Source organism: Novosphingobium sp. TCA1 (assembly GCF_009811895.1).
Classification (GTDB): domain Bacteria; phylum Pseudomonadota; class Alphaproteobacteria; order Sphingomonadales; family Sphingomonadaceae; genus Novosphingobium; species Novosphingobium panipatense_A.
This window is the reverse complement of the sequence record NZ_BLJH01000009.1, coordinates 91809-111100: the sequence shown is the minus strand read 5'-3', so window position 1 is coordinate 111100 and position 19292 is coordinate 91809. Positions and strand designations below refer to the sequence as shown.

General features: G+C 67.0%; 14 protein-coding genes. 9 read left to right on the top strand and 5 right to left on the bottom strand.

What is annotated here, in order from left to right:
• Nucleotides 1–2 precede the first annotated feature (2 nt).
• From manD to NTCA1_RS12775, 7 genes are all read left to right on the top strand, one after another.
• Nucleotides 3–1214 carry a D-mannonate dehydratase ManD gene (gene manD, locus NTCA1_RS12805; RefSeq protein ID WP_159830818.1) on the top strand — a complete coding sequence of 404 codons (1212 nt, stop codon included), beginning with the start codon at nucleotides 3–5 and terminating at the stop codon, nucleotides 1212–1214.
• Entirely contained in the window at nucleotides 1214–2530 is a 1317-nt protein-coding gene (locus tag NTCA1_RS12800; RefSeq protein WP_374705187.1) for an MFS transporter, read from the top strand. The genes manD and NTCA1_RS12800 overlap by 1 nt, the downstream gene beginning before the upstream one ends.
• On the top strand, nucleotides 2527–3954 hold the full coding sequence (gene uxaC, locus NTCA1_RS12795) for a glucuronate isomerase (protein ID WP_159830817.1): 1428 nt from the start codon (nucleotides 2527–2529) through the stop codon (nucleotides 3952–3954). Before NTCA1_RS12800 ends, uxaC begins: the two co-directional genes overlap by 4 nt.
• Entirely contained in the window at nucleotides 3951–5411 is a 1461-nt protein-coding gene (locus NTCA1_RS12790; protein ID WP_159830816.1) for a mannitol dehydrogenase family protein, read from the top strand. The genes uxaC and NTCA1_RS12790 overlap by 4 nt, the downstream gene beginning before the upstream one ends.
• Complete coding sequence (locus NTCA1_RS12785) at nucleotides 5408–7099, top strand: DUF5597 domain-containing protein (RefSeq protein WP_159830815.1); 1692 nt, start codon at nucleotides 5408–5410, stop codon at nucleotides 7097–7099. The genes NTCA1_RS12790 and NTCA1_RS12785 overlap by 4 nt, the downstream gene beginning before the upstream one ends.
• 135 nt (nucleotides 7100–7234) lie before the next feature.
• The gene (locus NTCA1_RS12780) at nucleotides 7235–10156 is read left to right on the top strand and encodes a TonB-dependent receptor (RefSeq protein WP_159830814.1); all 2922 of its coding nucleotides are present in this window, start codon (nucleotides 7235–7237) and stop codon (nucleotides 10154–10156) included.
• A gap of 99 nt (nucleotides 10157–10255) precedes the next feature.
• The gene (locus NTCA1_RS12775) at nucleotides 10256–11491 is read left to right on the top strand and encodes an SGNH/GDSL hydrolase family protein (RefSeq protein ID WP_159830813.1); all 1236 of its coding nucleotides are present in this window, start codon (nucleotides 10256–10258) and stop codon (nucleotides 11489–11491) included.
• A gap of 267 nt (nucleotides 11492–11758) precedes the next feature.
• Here NTCA1_RS12775 and NTCA1_RS12770 read toward each other — a convergent pair whose 3' ends face one another.
• The 3 genes from NTCA1_RS12770 to NTCA1_RS12760 all read right to left on the bottom strand — a co-directional run bounded on the left by NTCA1_RS12770 (nucleotide 11759) and on the right by NTCA1_RS12760 (nucleotide 15109).
• Nucleotides 11759–12622 carry a polysaccharide deacetylase family protein gene (locus tag NTCA1_RS12770; RefSeq protein ID WP_159830812.1) on the bottom strand — a complete coding sequence of 288 codons (864 nt, stop codon included), beginning with the start codon at nucleotides 12620–12622 and terminating at the stop codon, nucleotides 11759–11761.
• Nucleotides 12623–12635: 13 nt separating this feature from the next.
• A complete protein-coding gene (locus NTCA1_RS12765; protein ID WP_159830869.1) occupies nucleotides 12636–13697 on the bottom strand; it encodes a glycoside hydrolase family 43 protein in 1062 nt (353 codons plus the stop codon).
• A gap of 128 nt (nucleotides 13698–13825) precedes the next feature.
• Nucleotides 13826–15109, bottom strand: a complete 1284-nt coding sequence (locus NTCA1_RS12760; protein WP_159830811.1) for an MFS transporter — start codon at nucleotides 15107–15109, stop codon at nucleotides 13826–13828.
• 248 nt (nucleotides 15110–15357) lie between these two features.
• Here NTCA1_RS12760 and NTCA1_RS12755 point away from each other — a divergent pair, with 248 nt between their 5' ends.
• A complete protein-coding gene (locus tag NTCA1_RS12755) occupies nucleotides 15358–16266 on the top strand; it encodes a LysR substrate-binding domain-containing protein (RefSeq protein WP_159830810.1) in 909 nt (302 codons plus the stop codon).
• 54 nt (nucleotides 16267–16320) lie between these two features.
• Nucleotides 16321–16530, top strand: a complete 210-nt coding sequence (locus tag NTCA1_RS12750; RefSeq protein WP_086492567.1) for a hypothetical protein — start codon at nucleotides 16321–16323, stop codon at nucleotides 16528–16530.
• 185 nt (nucleotides 16531–16715) lie between these two features.
• Here NTCA1_RS12750 and NTCA1_RS12745 read toward each other — a convergent pair whose 3' ends face one another.
• Nucleotides 16716–16898 (bottom strand): YbdD/YjiX family protein, encoded by a 183-nt coding sequence (locus NTCA1_RS12745; RefSeq protein WP_159830809.1) that lies wholly within the window; start codon nucleotides 16896–16898, stop codon nucleotides 16716–16718.
• Nucleotides 16895–18940 (bottom strand): carbon starvation CstA family protein, encoded by a 2046-nt coding sequence (locus NTCA1_RS12740; RefSeq protein WP_159830808.1) that lies wholly within the window; start codon nucleotides 18938–18940, stop codon nucleotides 16895–16897. Before NTCA1_RS12740 ends, NTCA1_RS12745 begins: the two co-directional genes overlap by 4 nt.
• Nucleotides 18941–19292: the final 352 nt, after the last annotated feature.

The following is a 19292-nucleotide window of genomic DNA, read 5'->3' as shown; positions in this document are numbered from 1 at the left end:
CCATGCCCAAGATCGTCGATGCCAAGGTCATCATCACCTGCCCGGGTCGCAACTTCGTCACGCTCAAGATCACGTGCGACGACGGCACCACCGGTGTCGGTGACGCGACTCTCAACGGCCGCGAACTCTCGGTCGCCAGCTATCTGACCGACCATGTGATCCCTTGCCTGATCGGCCGCGATGCGCACCGGATCGAGGACGTGTGGCAGTACCTCTACAAGGGTGCCTACTGGCGCCGCGGCCCGGTGACGATGACCGCCATCGCCGCTGTCGACATGGCGCTGTGGGATATCAAGGGCAAGATCGCCGGTCTGCCGGTCTACCAGCTGCTCGGTGGTGCGAGCCGTGAAGGCGTGATGGTCTATGGCCACGCCAACGGCACCACGATCGAGGACACCATCAACGTGGCGCTCGATTACCAGGCGCAGGGCTACAAGGCGATCCGTCTCCAGTGCGGCGTGCCGGGCATGGCCTCGACTTACGGCGTCTCCAAGGACAAGTACTTCTACGAGCCCGCCGACGCCGACCTGCCCACTGAGAACGTCTGGAACACCGCGAAGTACCTGCGCGTCGTGCCCGAACTGTTCAAGGCCGCGCGCGAGGCGCTGGGCTGGGACGTCCATCTGCTGCACGACATCCACCACCGCCTGACCCCGATCGAGGCAGGTCGCCTCGGCAAGGACCTGGAGCCCTATCGCCCGTTCTGGCTGGAAGACGCGACCCCGACCGAGAACCAGGAGGCCTTCAAGCTGATCCGCCAGCACACCACCGCGCCGCTGGCCGTGGGCGAGATCTTCAACTCGATCTGGGACTGCAAGGACCTGATCCAGAACCAGCTGATCGACTATATCCGCGCCACCGTGGTCCACGCGGGCGGCATCACCCATCTGCGCCGGATCGCCGCGCTGGCCGATCTCTACCAGATCCGCACTGGCTGCCACGGCGCCACCGACCTTTCGCCGGTCTGCATGGCCGCCGCGCTGCACTTCGACCTTTCGGTGCCGAACTTCGGCGTGCAGGAATACATGCGCCACACGCCGGAAACGGATGCGGTGTTCCCCCATGCCTATACCTTCGAGAACGGCATGATGCATCCGGGCGAGGCGCCGGGCCTGGGCGTGGACATCGATGAGGAACTGGCCGCCGGGTACGAATACAATCGCGCCTTCCTGCCGGTGAACCGCCTCGAAGACGGCACGATGTACAACTGGTGATCGCGGTGAACGGCGTGACGCCTCAGGTCGACGTCGCGACCGGTCCGGGCAAGCCCTCGGGCCGGATCCGCTGGATCGTCTGCGCGCTGCTCTTTGCGGCGGTGGTGCTGAGCTATGTGGACAGGCTGGTCCTGCCCACGCTCAAGCCCGAGCTTCAGGCGCGCTACGGCTGGAGCGAGAGCGGCTATGCCGACCTCGCGATCTGGTTCCAGGCAGGCTACGGCATTGCCTACGTGTTCTTCGGCCGCCTGATCGACAAGATCGGCGCACGCGCGGGCTATGCCCTGGCGGTGACGCTGTGGACGGTCGGCCACATGGCGCACGCGCTGTTCACCTCTACCAGCGGCATGCTCTTCGCACGCATTCCCCTGGCCATCGGCGAGGCGGGGACGTTTCCCGCCGCCATCGCCGCCACCAACGAATGGTTTCCCAAGCGCGAGCGCGCTTTCGCCATCGGCATCTTCAACGCCGGCTCCAACGTGGGCGCGATCCTGACCCCGCTGGTGGTGCCGGTGATCGCGCTGACGCTGGGCTGGCGCTGGGCCTTCATCCTCACAGGCCTGCTGACGGTCCTGTGGCTGGCGGCCTGGCTCGGCTTCTACCGCCGCCCGCGTGACAAGAAGAACCTCAGCGCCGAAGAGCTGGCCTGGATCGAGGCCGATCCGATGGAGAAGCCGCGCCCGGTCAAGTGGCGCGCGCTGTTCGGCTATCGCCAGACCTGGGCCTATATGCTCGGCCGCTTCCTGATCGATCCGGTCTGGTGGACCTTCCTGTTCTGGCTGCCGGACTTCTTCAACAAGCAGTTCGGCGTGAAGATGCTGGACTTCGGCCCGCCGCTGATCGCGGTCTATATCCTGGCGGACATCGGTTCGGTGCTGGGCGGCTGGGCTTCCTCGCGCTTCATCGGCCGGGGCTGGAGCGTCAACCGCTCGCGCAAGACCGCCATGTTCCTCGCCGCGCTCTGCGCCGTGCCGATCGCCATGGCGCCGCATGCGCCGGGGCTGTGGACGGCCGTGGCGCTGGTGGGCCTGGCCTGCGCCGGGCATCAGGGCTTCTCCGCCAATCTCTACGCGCTGCCCGGCGATACCATGCCGCGCTGGATGACCGGTTCGGTCGTCGGCCTCGGCGGGCTCGCCGGGGCGCTGGGCGGCATGCTCATGGCCAAGTTCGCAGGCGCCATCCTCGAAGGCGTGGGCAGCTACGGCCCGATCTTCGTGGTCGCCTCCTGCGCCTATCTCGTGGCGCTTGCCGTCATTCACCTGATCCTTCCTCGTTACCAGGTCGCCAATCCCGACCTCAAGGATGCTGCCGCATGACTCGTCCTCTCGCTCTCCATCCCGATCGCCTGTTCCCCGCCGATCCCGGCACCCGGGCCATCGCCCGCGCGCTCTACGAAGGCGTGAAGGACCTGCCGATCGTCAGCCCCCACGGGCACACGGATCCAGCCTGGTTCGCCTATGACGAGCCGTTCCCCAACCCCGCCTCGCTGCTGATCGTGCCGGACCACTATGTGTTCCGCATGCTCTATTCGCAGGGCGTGCCGCTGGAATCGCTGGGCGTGCCGAGCGTGGACGGCAGCCCGGTGGAGCAGGACCCGCGCAAGATCTGGAACCTCTTCGCGCAGCACTATCACCTGTTCCGCGGCACGCCCTCGCGCATGTGGCTGGACTGGGTATTCGCCGAAGTCTTCGGCCTGGACGTGCTGCTGGATGAGAGCACGGCGGACCACTATTACGAGGTGATCGACGCCGCGCTCAAGACTCCGGCCTTCCGCCCACGCGCGCTGTTCGAACGCTTCGGCATCGAGGCGATCGCCACCACCGAAGGCCCGCTGGACCCGCTCGCCCATCACCGCGCGATCCGGGAAAGCGGCTGGAACGGCCGCGTCGTCACCGCCTATCGCCCCGATCCGGTCGTCGATCCCGAAACGCCGGGCTTCGCCGCGAAGGTCGCGAAGTTCGGCGAGATGGCGGGCGAGGATGTCTCGACGTACGCAGGCTATCTGGCCGCGCACCGCTTCCACCGCGCCCGCTTCCGCGAGGCCGGTGCCACCTCGACCGATCACGGCCATCCCAGCGCGCTGACCGCCGATCTTTCGCCGGAGGATTGCGAGGCGCTCTACCACCGGGTGCTGGCCGGAGTGGGTGAGGCAGGTGCGAGCAAGCAGGACGCCGAACTGTTCCGCGCCCAGATCCTCACCGAAATGGCGGGGATGAGCGTGGAGGACGGCATGGTCATGCAGCTCCACCCGGCGGTTCACCGTAGCCACAACCAGGCCGTGCTGGAGCGCTTCGGGCGAGACAAGGGCGGCGATATTCCGCTCCCCGGCGAATTCGTGCAGGCCCTGAAGCCGCTGCTCGACCGCTACGGCAACGACCCGCGCCTGACCTTGATCCTCTTCACGCTGGACGAGGACGTCTATTCGCGCGAACTGGCGCCTCTCGCCGGGCACTACCCCTCGCTGCGGCTCGGCCCGCCGTGGTGGTTCCACGATTCCCCGGAAGGCATGCGCCGCTTCCGCGAACGCGCGACCGAGACCGGCGGCTTCTACAATACCGTGGGCTTTAACGACGATACCCGCGCCTTCCTCTCGATCCCGGCCCGGCACGACGTGGCCCGCCGCATGGACTGCGCCTGGCTGGCGCAGCTCGTGGCCGAACACCGCCTGCCCGAGGACGAGGCCCACGAAGTGGCGCGCGCGCTGGCCTATGATCTCGTCAAGGCGGCGTACAAGCTGTGAGGCTTTCGAACGAGACTCTCGGACAGGTTCCGGCATCCGTCGCTAGGCCTGCCTATGACCGCGCGGCGGTCAGGGCGGGCGTCGTCCATCTCGGCATCGGCGCCTTCCACCGCGCGCATCAGGCCGCCGTTTTCGAGGCGGCGTTGGCCTCGGGCGATCTGCGCTGGGGCGTGATCGGCGTCTCGCTGCGCTCGGCCTCGGTGCGGGACCAGATGAACCCGCAGGACGGCCTCTACACCCTGCTGGTGCGCGAAGGCGAGGTGCAGACCCCGCAGATCATGGGCGTGGTGCAGCAGGTGCTGGTCGCCCCGGAAGGCCCGGAGGCGGTGGTCGCCGCGCTGGCTTCGCCCGATACGCACCTTGTCACCCTGACGGTGACCGAGAAAGGCTATTGCCTCGATCGCAAGACCGGCAGTCTGATGACAGAGGATGCGGACGTCGCCGCCGATCTCGCCGGGCTGGAGCGTCCGCGCACCGCGGCGGGCTTCCTCGTCGCCGCACTGGCGCGCCGCCGCGCCGAGGGCCGCGCGCCGCTTTCGATCCTGTCCTGCGACAACCTGCCGCACAACGGTGCCCTGCTGAAAGGCGCGGTACTCGCCATGGCCGAGGCGCACGATCCCGCGCTCGCCGCCTGGATCGCGGAAAGCTGCACCTTCCCGGCCACCATGGTCGACCGCATCGTCCCCGCCACCACCGACGAGGATATCGCCGGTGTCACGGCGCTGATCGGCGTGGACGACAGGGCCATGGTCAAGGCGGAACCCTTCCTGCAATGGGTGATCGAGGACAGCTTCGCGGGCGAGCGGCCCGATTTCGCCGCGCTCGGCGTGCAGCTTACCGATGCCGTCGCGCCCTGGGAGGAGGCCAAGCTGCGCCTGCTCAACGGCGCGCATTCGGCTATCGCCTATCTCGGCGGTCTGGCCGGTGACCGCTTCGTGCATGAATTCGTCGGCACCGCGCAGGGCCTGCTTTTCGTCGAGCGGCTGTGGGACGAAGTCGTGCCCACGCTCGATCCGCCTGCGGGGCTGGACGTGGCGGCATACCGGGCCGAACTGATGGCGCGCTTCGCCAATAGCGCGCTCCAGCACCGTACCCGCCAGATCGCCATGGACGGATCGCAGAAGCTGCCGCAGCGCCTGCTTGCGCCGCTCGCCGCAGTGGCGGAGCAGGGCGGTTCCTTCACTGCCATCGCGCTGGCCGTGGCGGCATGGGTGCGCTGGCAGGCAGGCACGACCGACGCGGGCGAGAGCTTCGCGATCGACGATCCCGCCGCGCAGGCCCTTGCCGAGGCCTTGCGCGATGCGCCGACCCCGCGCGCGCGCGTCGTCGCCGCGCTCGGTGTGCTCGGCCAGGCGCCGGGCGGCGCGGTGCTCGATGCGATCGCCGCCCATCTCGGCCATCTCGAAACATCCGGCGCCCATGCCGTGATCGCTGCATTCCTGGGAGAGAACGCATGACTTTCCGCACTGCCGCCCTGGCAGTCTCCGCGCTTACTGCCAGCCTGAGCCTTTCCGCCCCCGCTCTGGCCGATGCGCCGCGTCTCGAGGCGAAGGGCGATACGCAGCAGCTGATCGTGAACGGCAAGCCCATGCTGATGATCGCGGGCGAACTGAGCAACTCCGCCTCCTCCAGCGCCGCCTACATGGAGCCGCACTGGAAGCGATTGAAGGAGATGAACCTCGATACCGTGCTCACGCCGGTTTCGTGGGAGCTGATCGAGCCGGTCGAGGGCACTTTCGACTGGTCCTCGGTCGATTCCCAGATCAAGGCGGCGCGGGCGAACGATCTCAAGCTGGTGGTCCTGTGGTTCGGCGCGTGGAAGAATTCCATGTCCACTTACGTCCCCGCCTGGGTGAAGCGCGACCAGCAGCGCTTCCCGCGCGCGCAGATGCCGAACGGGCAGGGCGTGGAGATCCTCTCCACGTTCGGCGCCGAGACGCTGAAGGCGGACCAGCGGGCCTATGCGGCGCTGATGGCGCATCTGAAGGCGGTGGATGCCAAGGATAACACCGTCGTCATGGTGCAAGTGGAGAACGAGATCGGCATGCTGCCGGTCGCGCGGGACTACAGCGCCGCCGCCAATGCCGCCTACCGCGAGCCGGTTCCCGCCGAGCTGGTGAACTACCTGACGGCGCACAAGGATTCGCTGGTGCCCGGCATGCGCCGGATGTGGCTTGAACGCGGCGCGCCGACCAGCGGGAGCTGGGAAGAGATGTTCGGTGGCGGCGACGCTGCGGCCGAAGTCTTCGCCGCCTGGCACTATGCCCGTTTCGCGGACCAGCTCGCCGCGGCGGGCAAGGCGGCCTATCCGATCCCGATGTACGTCAACGTGGCGCTCAACCGACCGGGCCGCATTCCCGGCGAATATCCCAGCGGCGGCCCGCTGCCGCACTTGCTGGACGTCTGGAAGGCGGGCGGCCCGCACCTCGATTTCCTGGCGCCCGACATCTATTTCCCGAACTTCGTGGACATCGTGAACGGGTACAAGCGGCCGGACAACCTGCTGTTCATCCCCGAGGCGCACAATTCGAATAACCCGACCGCGCCTGCCAATGCCTTCTACGCGATCGGCCAACTCGACGCGATCGGCTTCGGCCCGTTCTCGATCGACTCGGTGGACGAGGATCCCGGCGCGCTCAAGGATGCTTACGGGGTTCTCCAACAATTGAAGCCCTATATCCTCGATGCGCAGGGCACGGACCGGATGGTCGGCTTCAAGCCGCGCCAGCTCTATGACGATACGCTGGTCTACGAACCCGAGGTGCGCGAGGTCGGCCCCTATCGCTTCACCATCGCCTATGCCGATATCCAGAAGCCGGTGGCGAACCCCGGCGCCGATGCCTCGCAGCCGGGCACGACGGCAGCGATCGCGGCGGCGGGCGGCATGATCATCCAGATCGGGCCGGAGGAGTATCTCATCGCCGGGCAGGGCGTGACCGTCACCTTCAAGCCGAAATCGGGCCCAGGATCGAACGGGGCAGCGCTTGCCGGGATCGATTCGGCGTTCGAGGGCCGTTTCGACTCGACCGGCAAATGGGTGCCGGGCAGACTGCTCAACGGCGACCAGACGCATCAAGGGCGCCATATCCGGCTGGAGGCCGGAAAGTGGCAGATCCAGCGGGTAAAGCTCTATTCCTACAAGTGAAAGATACCGCTAACATAACTGTTGACGCGCACCGGCACTGGGCATATTAAGGCAAACAATGATAGCGCTACCAGTGCTGGCGCACCCCACGATCCGACATGACGCGGACGTGGTCTACATGGGAGGGGATATCCAATGCGATCCAACCGTATTTCCGTTCGTGCCGTTCTTCTGGGCGCCGCCGCGCTCTCGGGCCTTGCCGCGCCTGCCGCTTTCGCGCAGGACGCCACCACCACTGACACCGCTGCCGCACCGCAGGACGCCGCACCACAGGATAGCGCGAACGAGCCGACCGCCGAAGACATCATCGTCACCGGCATCCGCGCCTCGCTCCAGAGCGCGACCAATGCCAAGCGCGACGCCGTGACCTTCGGCGATTCCATCTTCGCCGAAGACATCGGCAAGCTGCCCGCCACCAACCTTGCCGAAACCCTGAACCGCATGCCCGGCGTGCGCCTCAACCGCGACATCAACGGCGAAGGCACCCAGATAGCCATTCGCGGCCTCGGCCCCAGCTTCACCCGCGTGCTGCTGAACGGCTCGCAGCTTCAGGTCGCCTCGGACGGCGGCACCAACGGCGGCAGCGCCAACCGCGAAGTCGATCTGGACTTCTTCCCGTCCGAACTCTTCACCCGCCTCGACCTTGCCAAGAGCCCGACGCCCTCGACCCTCGAAGGCGGCATCGCCGGCACCGTCAACTTGCGCAATGCCCGTCCCTTCGACAAGGAAGGTACCCACATCACGGCCGTGGCGCAGGGGCAGTACACCGACAGCAACGGCAAGATCAGCCCGCGCGGCGCGCTCGTCGCCAGCCATACGACGGATACCTTCGGCATCCTCGTCGGCGTGGCCGGCGTGAAGACCAAGACCCGCGTGGACGGCTTCGAGACCGTGGGCTGGGGCGACGGCAGCCTGGGCGCTGGCGATGCCGGCAACAACAACTGGAACTGGGCCTCGGTGGTCCCGGCCAATGCCGGTCACGGCCTCGTCGCCGGGCAGCCGGTGGACGTTGTCGCCACCTCGGGCCTGACGCGCAGCCAGCTCAGCACCGCGCTGCTGCCGCGCCTCGGCCGCAACAGCCTGACCACCGGCGACCGTTCGCGCATCTCGGCCCTGGCCGCGCTCGAATGGCGCCCCACCGACGAGCTGCACTTCGCCCTCGACGGTATCTGGGCCAAGTCTAAGCGCAACTACAACAAGGTCAACATGAACTGGCAGGTCCGCAATTCGGGCCCCGGCACGGGCGCCCAGGCGACCGGTGGCATGATCCCGATCGACCTGACCGTGGACGATAACGGCGTGGTGACGAGCGGCACTTTCGCCAACTCGTCCTTCTTCCTGGAAGCCAGCGAGTTCAAGCAGACCACCAAGTTCTGGAACATCAATCCCAGCCTGACCTGGCAGCCGTCCGACACCGTGAAGGTGGAGGCGAGCGCCAACTGGTCGAAGAGCGAATTCTTCCGCGAACAGCCCACTTTCGCGTTCCAGACCGCCCCGAATTCGGGCGTGGACGTCTATTACGACAATACCGGCGCGGCTAACCGCCCGCTGATCACCACCAATGTCGATCTCAACGATCCGAACCTCGGCTGGCAGTGGTATCGCCAGAACATCCAGCTCGTGCGCCGCAGCACCGAAACCAAGGGTGCCCACCTCGACACCACGATCGGCGACGATCAGTTCAGCATCAAGATCGGCGGCGCCTACGACCGCGCCCAGCGTTCGATCCGTGCCTACGACAACAGCACTGCCTACCAGCTTTCGGTCTGCGGCACGGGCTGCACCGGCGCCACCGGCACGGTGCCCACCACGGCCATCGCGCAGTACCTGAAGCAGTTCCCGGTGAACAACTTCGGCCATCTCGCCAGCGGCAGCGTGGGCTACAACGCCTTCGTCGTGCCGGACTTCGACGCGCTGAAGGCCGCCACCGACTACGCCAGCTACCGCGACAGCGCGCCGGAAGCACGCGGCGCGGTGACCGGCGGCGCCACCGGCGACATGGACGAAACGGTCTGGGGCGCCTACTTCGAACTGAACGGCGTGACCCAGCTGTTCGGGCGCGACCTGCATGCCAATGCCGGCATGCGCTATGCCCACACCCGCCAGGTCGTCGTCGGACCGAGCCAGGTCGGCACCACGATCATCGATATCAGCTCGAAGTCGAACTACGACAACTTCCTGCCCTCGATCAACCTGACCTACGACCTGCTGGACAACGTCAAGCTGCGCGCTTCGGCATCGCGCACGATGACCCGGCCGGACGCAGGCCAGATCCTGCCGGGCATCACCTTCTCCGATCCCTCGGCGTTGGTGGCGACCGCAGGCAACCCGGACCTGACGCCCTATACCTCGGACAACTTCGATATCGGCGGTGAAGTCTATACCGGCGGCATCGGCTATGTCGGTCTTTCGGCCTTCATGAAGAACATCCAGGGCTTCACCGAAACCCAGGTGACCAGCGCCAGCTTCGGTTCGCTGAACATTCCCTTCGACAGCCTGATCGCCACCCAGCAGGATGCCCTGCGCAACCGTGCGGCCGCTACCGGCGTGGCGATCAACGACCTGCCGATCACGGTGAACCGTCCGATCAACCTGTCGGACCTCAAGATCAAGGGTCTCGAAGTCACCTGGGTTCAGCCGCTGGACTTCCTGTTCCAGGGCCTCGGCTTCTCGGCCAACGGCACCTACCTGAAGCAGTCGTCGTCCTCGGGCCTCGTTGCCACCGGCGTTTCGCCCTATTCGTACAACCTCCAGGGCTTCTACGAAAACGGCGGCCTCTCGGTCAGCCTGAACTACGTCTGGAACGACAAGTCGATCGCCGTGAACGGTCCGCAGAACAACATCCCCGGCGCCGCGCTGCGCTCGGATGCCCGCGGCCAGCTCGACCTTTCGGCCGGTTACCAGCTGCCCTTCCTCGACAAGGCCGTGCGCCTGACGCTCGACGTGCTGAACATCACCAACGAGCCGATCCGCACTACCTTCGAATATTCCAACGCCGCCTACTCGGTCTACTATCCGGGCCGTCAGGTGCTGCTGGGCCTGCGCGCGAACTTCTGATCGCGTTCGCTATCGGGTTCTTGTCAGGGAATTCCTCCTCCCTGAAACCTTCGAGCCGGCGACCCATGGTCGCCGGCTCATTTGTTTGAAGGGGTTCCCATGCCGTCAACCGTTCGCCGTCTTGCCCTGACTGCCGCCCTGCTGTGGACGGGCGCATCCGCAGCGCCCGCGCTGGCGGCATCCTGCCCATGGGTCGCGGCCTGGGGTTCGTCGCAGATGGACCCCGGCGCCGACAATGCCCTGCCTGCCGCGGCGCGGCATGACGTGACCCTGCGCCAGATCGTGCGCCCCTCGATCGGCGGCAGTGGTCTGAGGGTGCGCTTTTCCAATGCTTTCGGCACGACTCCGCTGACGATCGAGGCCGCCACGCTGGCCCGCGCGGTGCAGCCGGACAAGGCGGACGTGGCGACAGGATCGCTCACGCCCCTGCGCTTCTCCGGCAAGACCCGCGTGGTGATCCCGCCGGGCGCGGACTGGCTGTCCGATCCGGTCGATCTGCCGGTCAGGGCTTTCGAGGACCTCGCTATCTCGATCCACCTCCCGTCCGTGCCGGAGCGCCAGACCTCGCACCCCGGATCGCGGGCGACGTCCTACTGGCTTGCCGGGAACCACGTTGCCGATGCGGCCCTGCCCTCCGCCGGGACGGTGGATCACTGGTACATGCTCTCCGGCATCGAGGCGCGCGCCTGCGGAAGCGGCGCGGTCGTGGCGCTGGGCGATTCCATCACCGACGGGCGCGGCACCACCACCAACGGCAACGACCGCTGGACCGACGTGCTCGCCCGCCGCCTTGCCGGTCGGCCGGGGGACAGGCGCGCGGTGATCAACCAGGGGATCGGCGGCAACCGCGTGCTGCTGGACGGGCTCGGCCCCAATGCCATGGCCCGGCTCGACCGCGACGTGCTGGCACTGCCGGGCGTCACCCACCTGATCCTGCTGGAAGGAATCAACGACCTCGGCAACCTCACCCGGCTCCAGCCCGTCAGCGCCGGGGAGCACGCGGCCATGGTCGAGCAGATCACCGGCGCCTACGCCCAGATCGTCGCCCGCGCCCGCGCGCACGGCATCAAGGTCTACGGCGCGACGATTTTGCCCTACATGGGCACCGAATATTACCACCCCGACGCGTCCAACGAGGCGGACCGTCAGGCCGTCAACGCCTGGATCCGCAAGCCCGGCAATTTCGACGGCGTGATCGATTTCGACAAAGTGATGCGCGATCCCGCACGGCCCGACCGGCTGAACCCGGCTTACGACGTAGGCGACGCGCTGCATCCCAATCCGGCCGGGTACAAGGCCATGGGCGAGGCGATTCCGCTGGAGTTGCTGCGATAACCTCAGGTTCGCTCAGGCGAAAATCCGAGCCCGCTTAAAAATCCCAGCCCGCTCAGGCTGAGCTTGTCGAAGCCCCCTGCGGCGGGGCGCAGTGCCTCCCATCCTTCGACAAGCTCAGGATGAGCGGGGCTTGGGTGGCTGATAACGTCGTCCCGGACTTGATCCAGGACCGCTGGCAATTCTTTAGGCGAATCCTCGCGTTAGAGCGCCCTGCCGAGATGTGGGCTGTTCCTTGCCAGCGGTCCCGGATCAAGTCCGGGACGACGATCATGCCGGGCAGACCTCATCACCCGGCCGTGAAAGCGGGGTGGTCCGCAGCAAGGCAGGCGTCGGCCCCGGTCTGGCGGGATCGGTGGCGGCGTAGAACCTGTCCCGCTGGGCCTGTTCCAGCGTGACGAAGCGGAAGCCCATGTCCCGGTAGAGCGCCAGCAGCCGCGGCATCATGCGGGCATCGAAGGCACCGACGTGGAGCAGCAGGACATAAGGCACGTCCCGCCCGAACCGCGTCTGCGAAGCCGCGCGCGCGGCTTCGGCATCGTCCCGCGCCGCAGCCAGGTAGCGGACTTCGAGATCGGCGATTCCCGCCGCGTCGCCCTGCGCGGCGCAGCGGGCATAAGGGGCGTTCCAGGCCCAGTCGTCGAACGAGAGGCTGACCCCGGCAATGCGGTAGTTCCGCGCGGCCAGCGCCTTGCGCACGGCGTCTCGCGCGGCGGGGTCCTTGCCCTCGGCGAGGAACGGATAGCGCAGCCATGGCTTCATCCCGCGCGGCGCCAGCGCGGCCTGGTTGCGGTCGATCTCCGCCACGAACTCCGCCGCGCCGACCTTATCGAGGTTGAGGTGCCGGAAGCCGTGATTGCCGATGGGAAAGCCCGCCGCGCGCCAATGGTCGAGCACGGTATCGCGCCCGTCCGCTTCGCCCTTACCCGCATTCACGAAGCCGAAGGCGGGGGCGCCGGCCTGCTTCAGCGCCGCCACGATCGCGTCCACCACCGACACCGGCGTCTCGCCTGCCGGGTAGGGCATGTGCGAAGGCAGGTCGTCGAACGTCAGCGCGATCTGCGGCGCCGCCGCGAGGGCTGGTAGGGGAAGGGCGGCGAGCAGGGCTGCCGTCAGCAGGCGTGGATGCTTCACCGTCCTTCCCGTTTCAGCGAACGAAGGGATCGATCGTCTTGATCGTTCCGTCTTCGTTATAGTGCAGCTCCGTCACCTTGACGTTGCGCAGGCGGGTCTGGCCGGAAAGCTGGCTGTCGGCATAGAACAGCCACCACTTGCCGTCCTTCTCGACGATCGAGTGGTGCGTGGTCCAGCCTTCCACCGGCTCCAGGATGCGGCCCTTGTAGGTGAAGGGACCGTAAGGGGAATCGCCGATGCCGTAAGCGAGGTAATGCGTGTCGCCGGTCGAGTAGCTGAAGTAGTACTTGCCCTTGTACTTGTGCATCCAGGCGGCTTCGAAGAAGCGGCGGTCATGATCGCCGCCGCGCAGGAGCTGGCCCTTCTCGTCCACGATCTTCACTTCGCGCGGGGTTTCGGCGAATTCCAGCATGTCGCCGCTCATGCGCGCGACGCGGGGGAGCAGCGCGGGCTTGTCGTCGGCCTGAAGGTCGGTCTTCGAGCCGTTGGGATCGTACTTGCCGTTCACATTGCGCTGGAGCTGACCGCCCCAGATGCCGCCGAAGTACATGTAGCTCTGGCCGTCGTCGTCGGTGAAGACGGCGGGGTCGATCGAATAGCTGCCCTTGATCGGCTCGGCCTGCGGCTTGAACGGTCCCATCGGGTCCTTCGCCGTGGCCACGCCGATGCGGAAGGCGCCCTGCTTGTCCTTGGCCGGGAAGTAGAGGTAGTAGGTGCCGTTCTTGAAGGCCGCATCCGGGGCCCACATCTGCTTGTCGGCCCAGGGCACCTGCTTCACGTCGAGTGCGACGGGGCCGATGGTGACCTTGCCGCCCACCTTGTCCATCGAGAGCACGTGATAGTCGCGCATCTCGAAGTGGCTGCCGAGGTCGTCCTCGGGGGTGGGGCCGTCGATGTCGTGGCTGGGATAGATGTAGAACTTGCCGTTCCAGACATGGGCGGACGGGTCGGCGGTGTAGATCTCGCTGACGAGCGGCTGCGAAAGGTACTTCTTGTCCGAAGCCGCTTCCGAGGATGCGGAATCTGCCGAAGCCGTGGCTTCGGGCGCGCCGCCCGTTCCGTTGCAGGCCGCCATCAGGCCGCAGAAAGCGGTAGCCGCAAGGGCCGCGTAAATTCGCCTCGACACATCAATCTCCCGGTCGGTTTAACCTTGTGGGATGGAAGATAGCGCTAACATACCCCCGGGGCAACCGGGATAATCGCTCATGCGAATTCGGGTTCGGGGCCAGCTTCAGGCAGAACGGGCTTCCTGCCGAACCCCACCATGAAGACCAGCGCGGCGGCCACCGCGAGGGCACCTGCGACAAGGAAGGCGGGGGCGTAGGTCCCCGTCTGCTCGCGGATCACGCCCGCGCCGAAGGCGGCCAGCGCGGCGCCCATCTGGTGCGCCACCAGCACCCAGCCGAAGACGATCGGCGCGTCGCGTTCCCCGAAGGACTGGTTGGCCAGCTTCACTGTGGGCGGCACCGTGGCGATCCAGTCCAGCCCGTAGAACACCGCGAAGACGGTCAGGCTGACGGTGCCGAAGTCGATGAAGGGCAGGGCCAGCAGCGACAGTCCGCGCAGGCCGTAGTAGACCGCCAGCAGGCGGCGCGGATCGTGGCGATCGGTCAGCCAGCCCGAGGCGGTCGTGCCGATGAGGTCGAAGAAGCCCATCAGCGAGAGGAGGCCCGCGGCGGCGACGGGCGCGATGCCGTGGTCGCCGCAGAAGGCGATCATGTGGGTGCCGACCAGCCCGTTGGTGGTGAGGCCGCAGACGAAGAAGCTGCCCGCCAGAAGCCAGAACACCGGGCGGCGGGAGGCGCGCACGAGAGCCTCGATGGCGAGCCAGGGCGTTGCCGCCTGCTTCATCGGCGGGGCGGGGGGCGTATGCGCCGCTTCGCCGAAACGCCGGACGCCGCGCGCCTGCGGATGCTCCGGCACGAAGAGCCAGACCACCGGGATCAGCGCCGCGCAGCCCAGGCTGACGGCCAGTGCCACCGGCCGCCAGGCGCCGCCTTCCGACAGCCAGGCCAGGAACGGCAGGAACACGAGCGCGCCGGTGGCGGTGCTGGCGCTCAGCAGGCCCATGACCAGGCCCTGCCGCGTCGCGAACCAGCGGTTGACCACGGCCGCGCCCAGTACCGAGGCGACCGCGCCGGAGCCGATGCCGGACAGCACGCCCCAGCTCAGCATGAAGTGCCAGGGCGCGGTCATCCAGCGGCTGGCGAAAGTCGATGCGGCCATCAGGGCCAGACCTGCCAGCATCGTGCGCTTGATGCCGAAGCTCATCATCAGCGCGGCGGCGAAAGGGCCGACCAGCCCGTAGAGCAGGATGCCGAGCGCGGCGGAGAACGAGATCGTCGCCCGGTCCCAGCCGAAGTGCAGTTCCAGCGGCAGCATCATCACGCCGGGCGCTGATCGCAGCCCTGCCGAGAACAGCAGGGCGAAGAAAGTCACGGCAACGACGATCCACGCGGGATGCGGGCGGCGAAGGGCAAGAGGCATGAACGGATTCCCGAAATGATCTAGGACGGATCGACATTCAGCCCATGCGGGCCTGCGAAGCGCGATGTCCTGCGCTTCGGTGCTCACGGACCGAAAGTCCGCTGCGCTCCGATGCTCGGAAATCACGCTTCTCGGCTCCGCCTGAACTGAATGTCGATCCGTCCTGGAACGTGAGATAGCGATGCCCGGGCTATGATCCGAACGAGAAAGATTGGCGCAGGTTGTGAATTCCAGTAACAATCCTTGCCATGTACCGTCCGCCGTCGCTCAATACCCTGCGCGCCATGGAAGCCGCCGCCCGCCACCGCAGCTTCACGCGCGCGGCCGAGGAACTGGGTGTGACGCACGGCGCGATCAGCCACCGGGTACGCGAAGTGGAAGAGCGGCTGGGGGCAGCCATGTTCGAGCGGCAGGGCAATTCCATGCAGCCGACCCTGGCGGCACTGCAGATCCTGCCGACCATCCGCCAGTCGCTGGAACTGATCGCCAGCGTCTTCCCGGAACCGCGCGCGGCCGGGCACGTCGTGCTGAAAGTAGCGGTGCTGCCTTCCTTCGCCGCGCATTGGCTGGTGCCGCGTCTGGCGGAATTTCACGAGGCCCATCCCGGTATCGCCATCGCGCTCGATCCCCGGCTGGATCTCAGCCCGGTCGGTCCGCAGGGGCTGGACGCGGCGATCCGCTATGGCGGCGGACTCTGGCCGGGGCTGGTGGTGGAGCGGCTCATGCAGGACACGCTGTTTCCGGCCTGCTCGCCCGCCTATCGGGAGCGCATGGGGATCGAAAGCGAAGCGGACCTCGCGCGGTGCCGCTTCCTGCGCAATGCCTGGCAGCCGTGGACGCCGTGGTTCCAGCGTGCCGGTCTTGCCTTGCCGGAACCCGGCGACTCGCTGCCCTACGACGATGCCGGTCTCCTGCTGGAAGCGACGGCAGCCGGTCACGGCGTTGCCCTGGTGCGCAAGGTTATTTCCCGCGATGCCCTGGCGTCCGGTCGGCTGGTGCGCCTTTCCGAAATCGAGACGCCTTTCGAGGGCGCCTATCACTTCGTGCGCGATCCGGGCGCGCCGCCGGCCAAGGCCGCGGCGGCGCTGGCCTTCGGGGCATGGCTTGCCCATCGCCTCCATGGTGAGTTTACCGAAGCGAAACCGTCCCTATCGTAATTGCCATTGCCGAGGACGCGCCAAGCTGGCACGGGCAGGACGAGGGCAATGCACATGACTATCCTGCAAGACATCGAGAAACTCGTCGCCCGGCTCGCGCCCGAGCCGGTCTGCGACGACTGCATCACGCAGAGGTTGGGCCTCAGCGTGCTTCACCACGCCGATGTCCAGACTCGCGAACTGGTGGGCACCAACGGTTTCGTGCGCAGCAAGGACGAATGCAGCCTCTGCGGCGAGACCAAGCTGGTGATTCGCCGGCATTGAAGCGCGGGAGTTGAGTGTTCCGTGCGGGTTTGAGTTTTAGGGTTTTCTTCCCACCCGTGCGCCTATCTCCAACGTCATCCTGAACTCGTTTCAGGATCCATTTCGCCTCGCACGAGTTGGCATTGATGTTGCACGATGGATCCTGAAACGAGTTCAGGATGACGGACCGGAACTTCGTAATCCGGTTAACAGCACCGGCCGCCGTTCTTGCCGCCGTACCGCGCCTCCTGACGGTCCCGGAAGAAGGCCTTGCGGTCCATGACCGGGCGCTCCGGGTGGTGCGCGGCCATGTGGCGGACATAGTCGTCGTAGTCGGGCAGGCCGACCATCAGGCGGGCCATGCGCCGCAAGGTTGCGACCATGCTCATGCCGCCACCGGGTGGGCGGGAATTTCATGCACGCTGGGTGCGGGGCTGCGGCGCGAGGCCATGCAGGTGCGCCAGGTGAAGACCATCAGCGAGACGACTACCGCGAGGAAAACCGCCACCAGCGCGGCATCGACCCGGTCGTTGAAGACGATGCGCTCCATCTGCTCCAGCGATTTGGCCGGGCCCAGGACCTCGCCCCGCTCCAGCGCGGCGGAGAACTTGGCGCCGTGGGCGAGGAAGCTGACGGCGGGGTCGGCGGAGAACAGCTTGAGCCAGCCTGCCGAGAGCGTGCAGACCAGCAGCCACGCGGTCGGCAGCAGGGTGACCCAGGCGTAGCGGTCGCGCTTCATGCGGAACAGCACTGCCGTCGCCAGCATCAGCGCGATGGCGGCGAGCATCTGGTTGGAGATGCCGAACACCGGCCAGAGCGTGTTCACCCCGCCCAGCGGATCGGTGACGCCCTGATGCAGGAAGAAGCCCCAGGCGGCGACGCAGAGCGCGGTGGCGATCACGCCGGGGATCTGGCTTTTGCTATCGCCGAGGCGCGGCATGGCGAGCGCCATCAGGTCCTGCAGCATGAAGCGTCCGGCGCGGGTGCCGGCATCGACGGCAGTGAGGATGAACAGCGCCTCGAACAGGATCGCGAAGTGATACCAGAAGGCTTTCATCGCCGGGCCGCCGACGACGTGGGAGAAGATTTCCGCCATGGCCACCGCCAGCGTCGGGGCGCCGCCCGCGCGCGAGATGATGGTGTGCTCGCCCACGTCCCGCGCGGTCTGGGCGATGGCTTCGGGAGAGATCGCGAAGCCCATGGCCGTTACCGCATGGGCGGCGCTGGCGGCGTCCGTGCCGATCAGCGCGGCGGGGCTGTTCATCGTGAAGTAGATGCCCGGATCGAGGATCGCCGCGCCGACCAGCGCCATGATCGCCACGAAGGCTTCCATCAGCATCGCGCCGTAGCCGATCAGCGGGGCGTCGCTTTCGCTGGCGATCAGCTTGGGCGTGGTGCCGCTGGCGATCAGGGCATGGAAGCCCGAGACCGCCCCGCAGGCGATGGTGATGAACAGGAAGGGGAACAGTCCGCCCGAGAACACCGGCCCGCCGCCGCTCGCAAAGGCGGTCAGCGCGGGCATCCGCAGCGGCGGGGCCATGATGACGATGCCGATCGCCAGCGCGGCGATGGCGCCGATCTTGAGGAAGGTCGAAAGATAGTCGCGCGGGGCGAGCAGCAGCCAGACCGGTAGGACCGAGGCGACCGCGCCGTAGCCGATCAGGATCCAGCACAGCTGCACCGGCGTGAAGGTGAACAGCGGTCCCCAGACCGGCGACTGGGCCACCGCCTGTCCATAGACGATGGCGGCAAGCAGGCCGACGAGGCCGAGGATCGAAACCTCGCCGATCCGTCCCGGCCGGATCCAGCGGGTATAGGCGCCCATCAGCATGGCCAGCGGCACGGTGGCGGCCACGGTGAACATGCCCCAGGGGCTTTCGGCGAGCGCCTTGACCACGATCAGCGCCAAAACGGCGAGGATGATGACCATGATCATGAAGGCGCCGAACAGCGCGATGGTCCCGGCGGCCTGCCCCATTTCCATGCGGATCAGCTCGCCCAGCGAGCGCCCGTCGCGCCGCATCGAGATGAACAGGACCATGAAGTCCTGCACCGCGCCTGCCAGCACCACGCCGCCGATGATCCACAGCGTGCCCGGCAGATAGCCCATCTGCGCCGCCAGCACCGGCCCCACCAGCGGCCCCGCCCCCGCGATGGCGGCGAAGTGATGGCCGAACAGCACGGTGCGGTCGGTCGCCACATAGTCCAGCCCGTCTGCACGGCAGATGGCGGGGGTGGGCCGCGACGGGTCCAGCTTCATGACATGGTGGGCGATGAACAGCGCATAATAGCGATAGGCGACGAGGAAGCAGCAGACCGCCGCCACGACGATCCACAGCGCGTTCACTGTCTCTCCGCGCGAGACCGCGACGACGCCGAGCGAAACGGCGCCGACAAGGCCGGTGAGAAGCCAGGGAAGGTGGCGGATCATCTGTCTCTCCTGATCGCGCCCAATTCGCGCGCCGTTTGCCCGTGCATAAAGCCTTGGCCGCGCGAGGGAACCGGGAAAATCGTCATCCCGGATCAGGTCCGGGACGACGGGGGCCTTGATATGTGACAGGCGCTCGGGATCGTTGGCGGATGCGCCCCGGCGTGGCACCAAGGTGCGGCTCATGCGTTTATGGCTCTAATGTGCTTTGTTCCTAATGGATTGACATGTCGCACACGGCACGGCGGAATAGTCTGCCGCTGCCTTTCCCGGGGGACCTGAAGCCTTGCGTGGCTGGATACTGTTTCATCGCGATCTCGACCCCGCGAACTCCGAAGTGCCCGAAGTCCTCCGT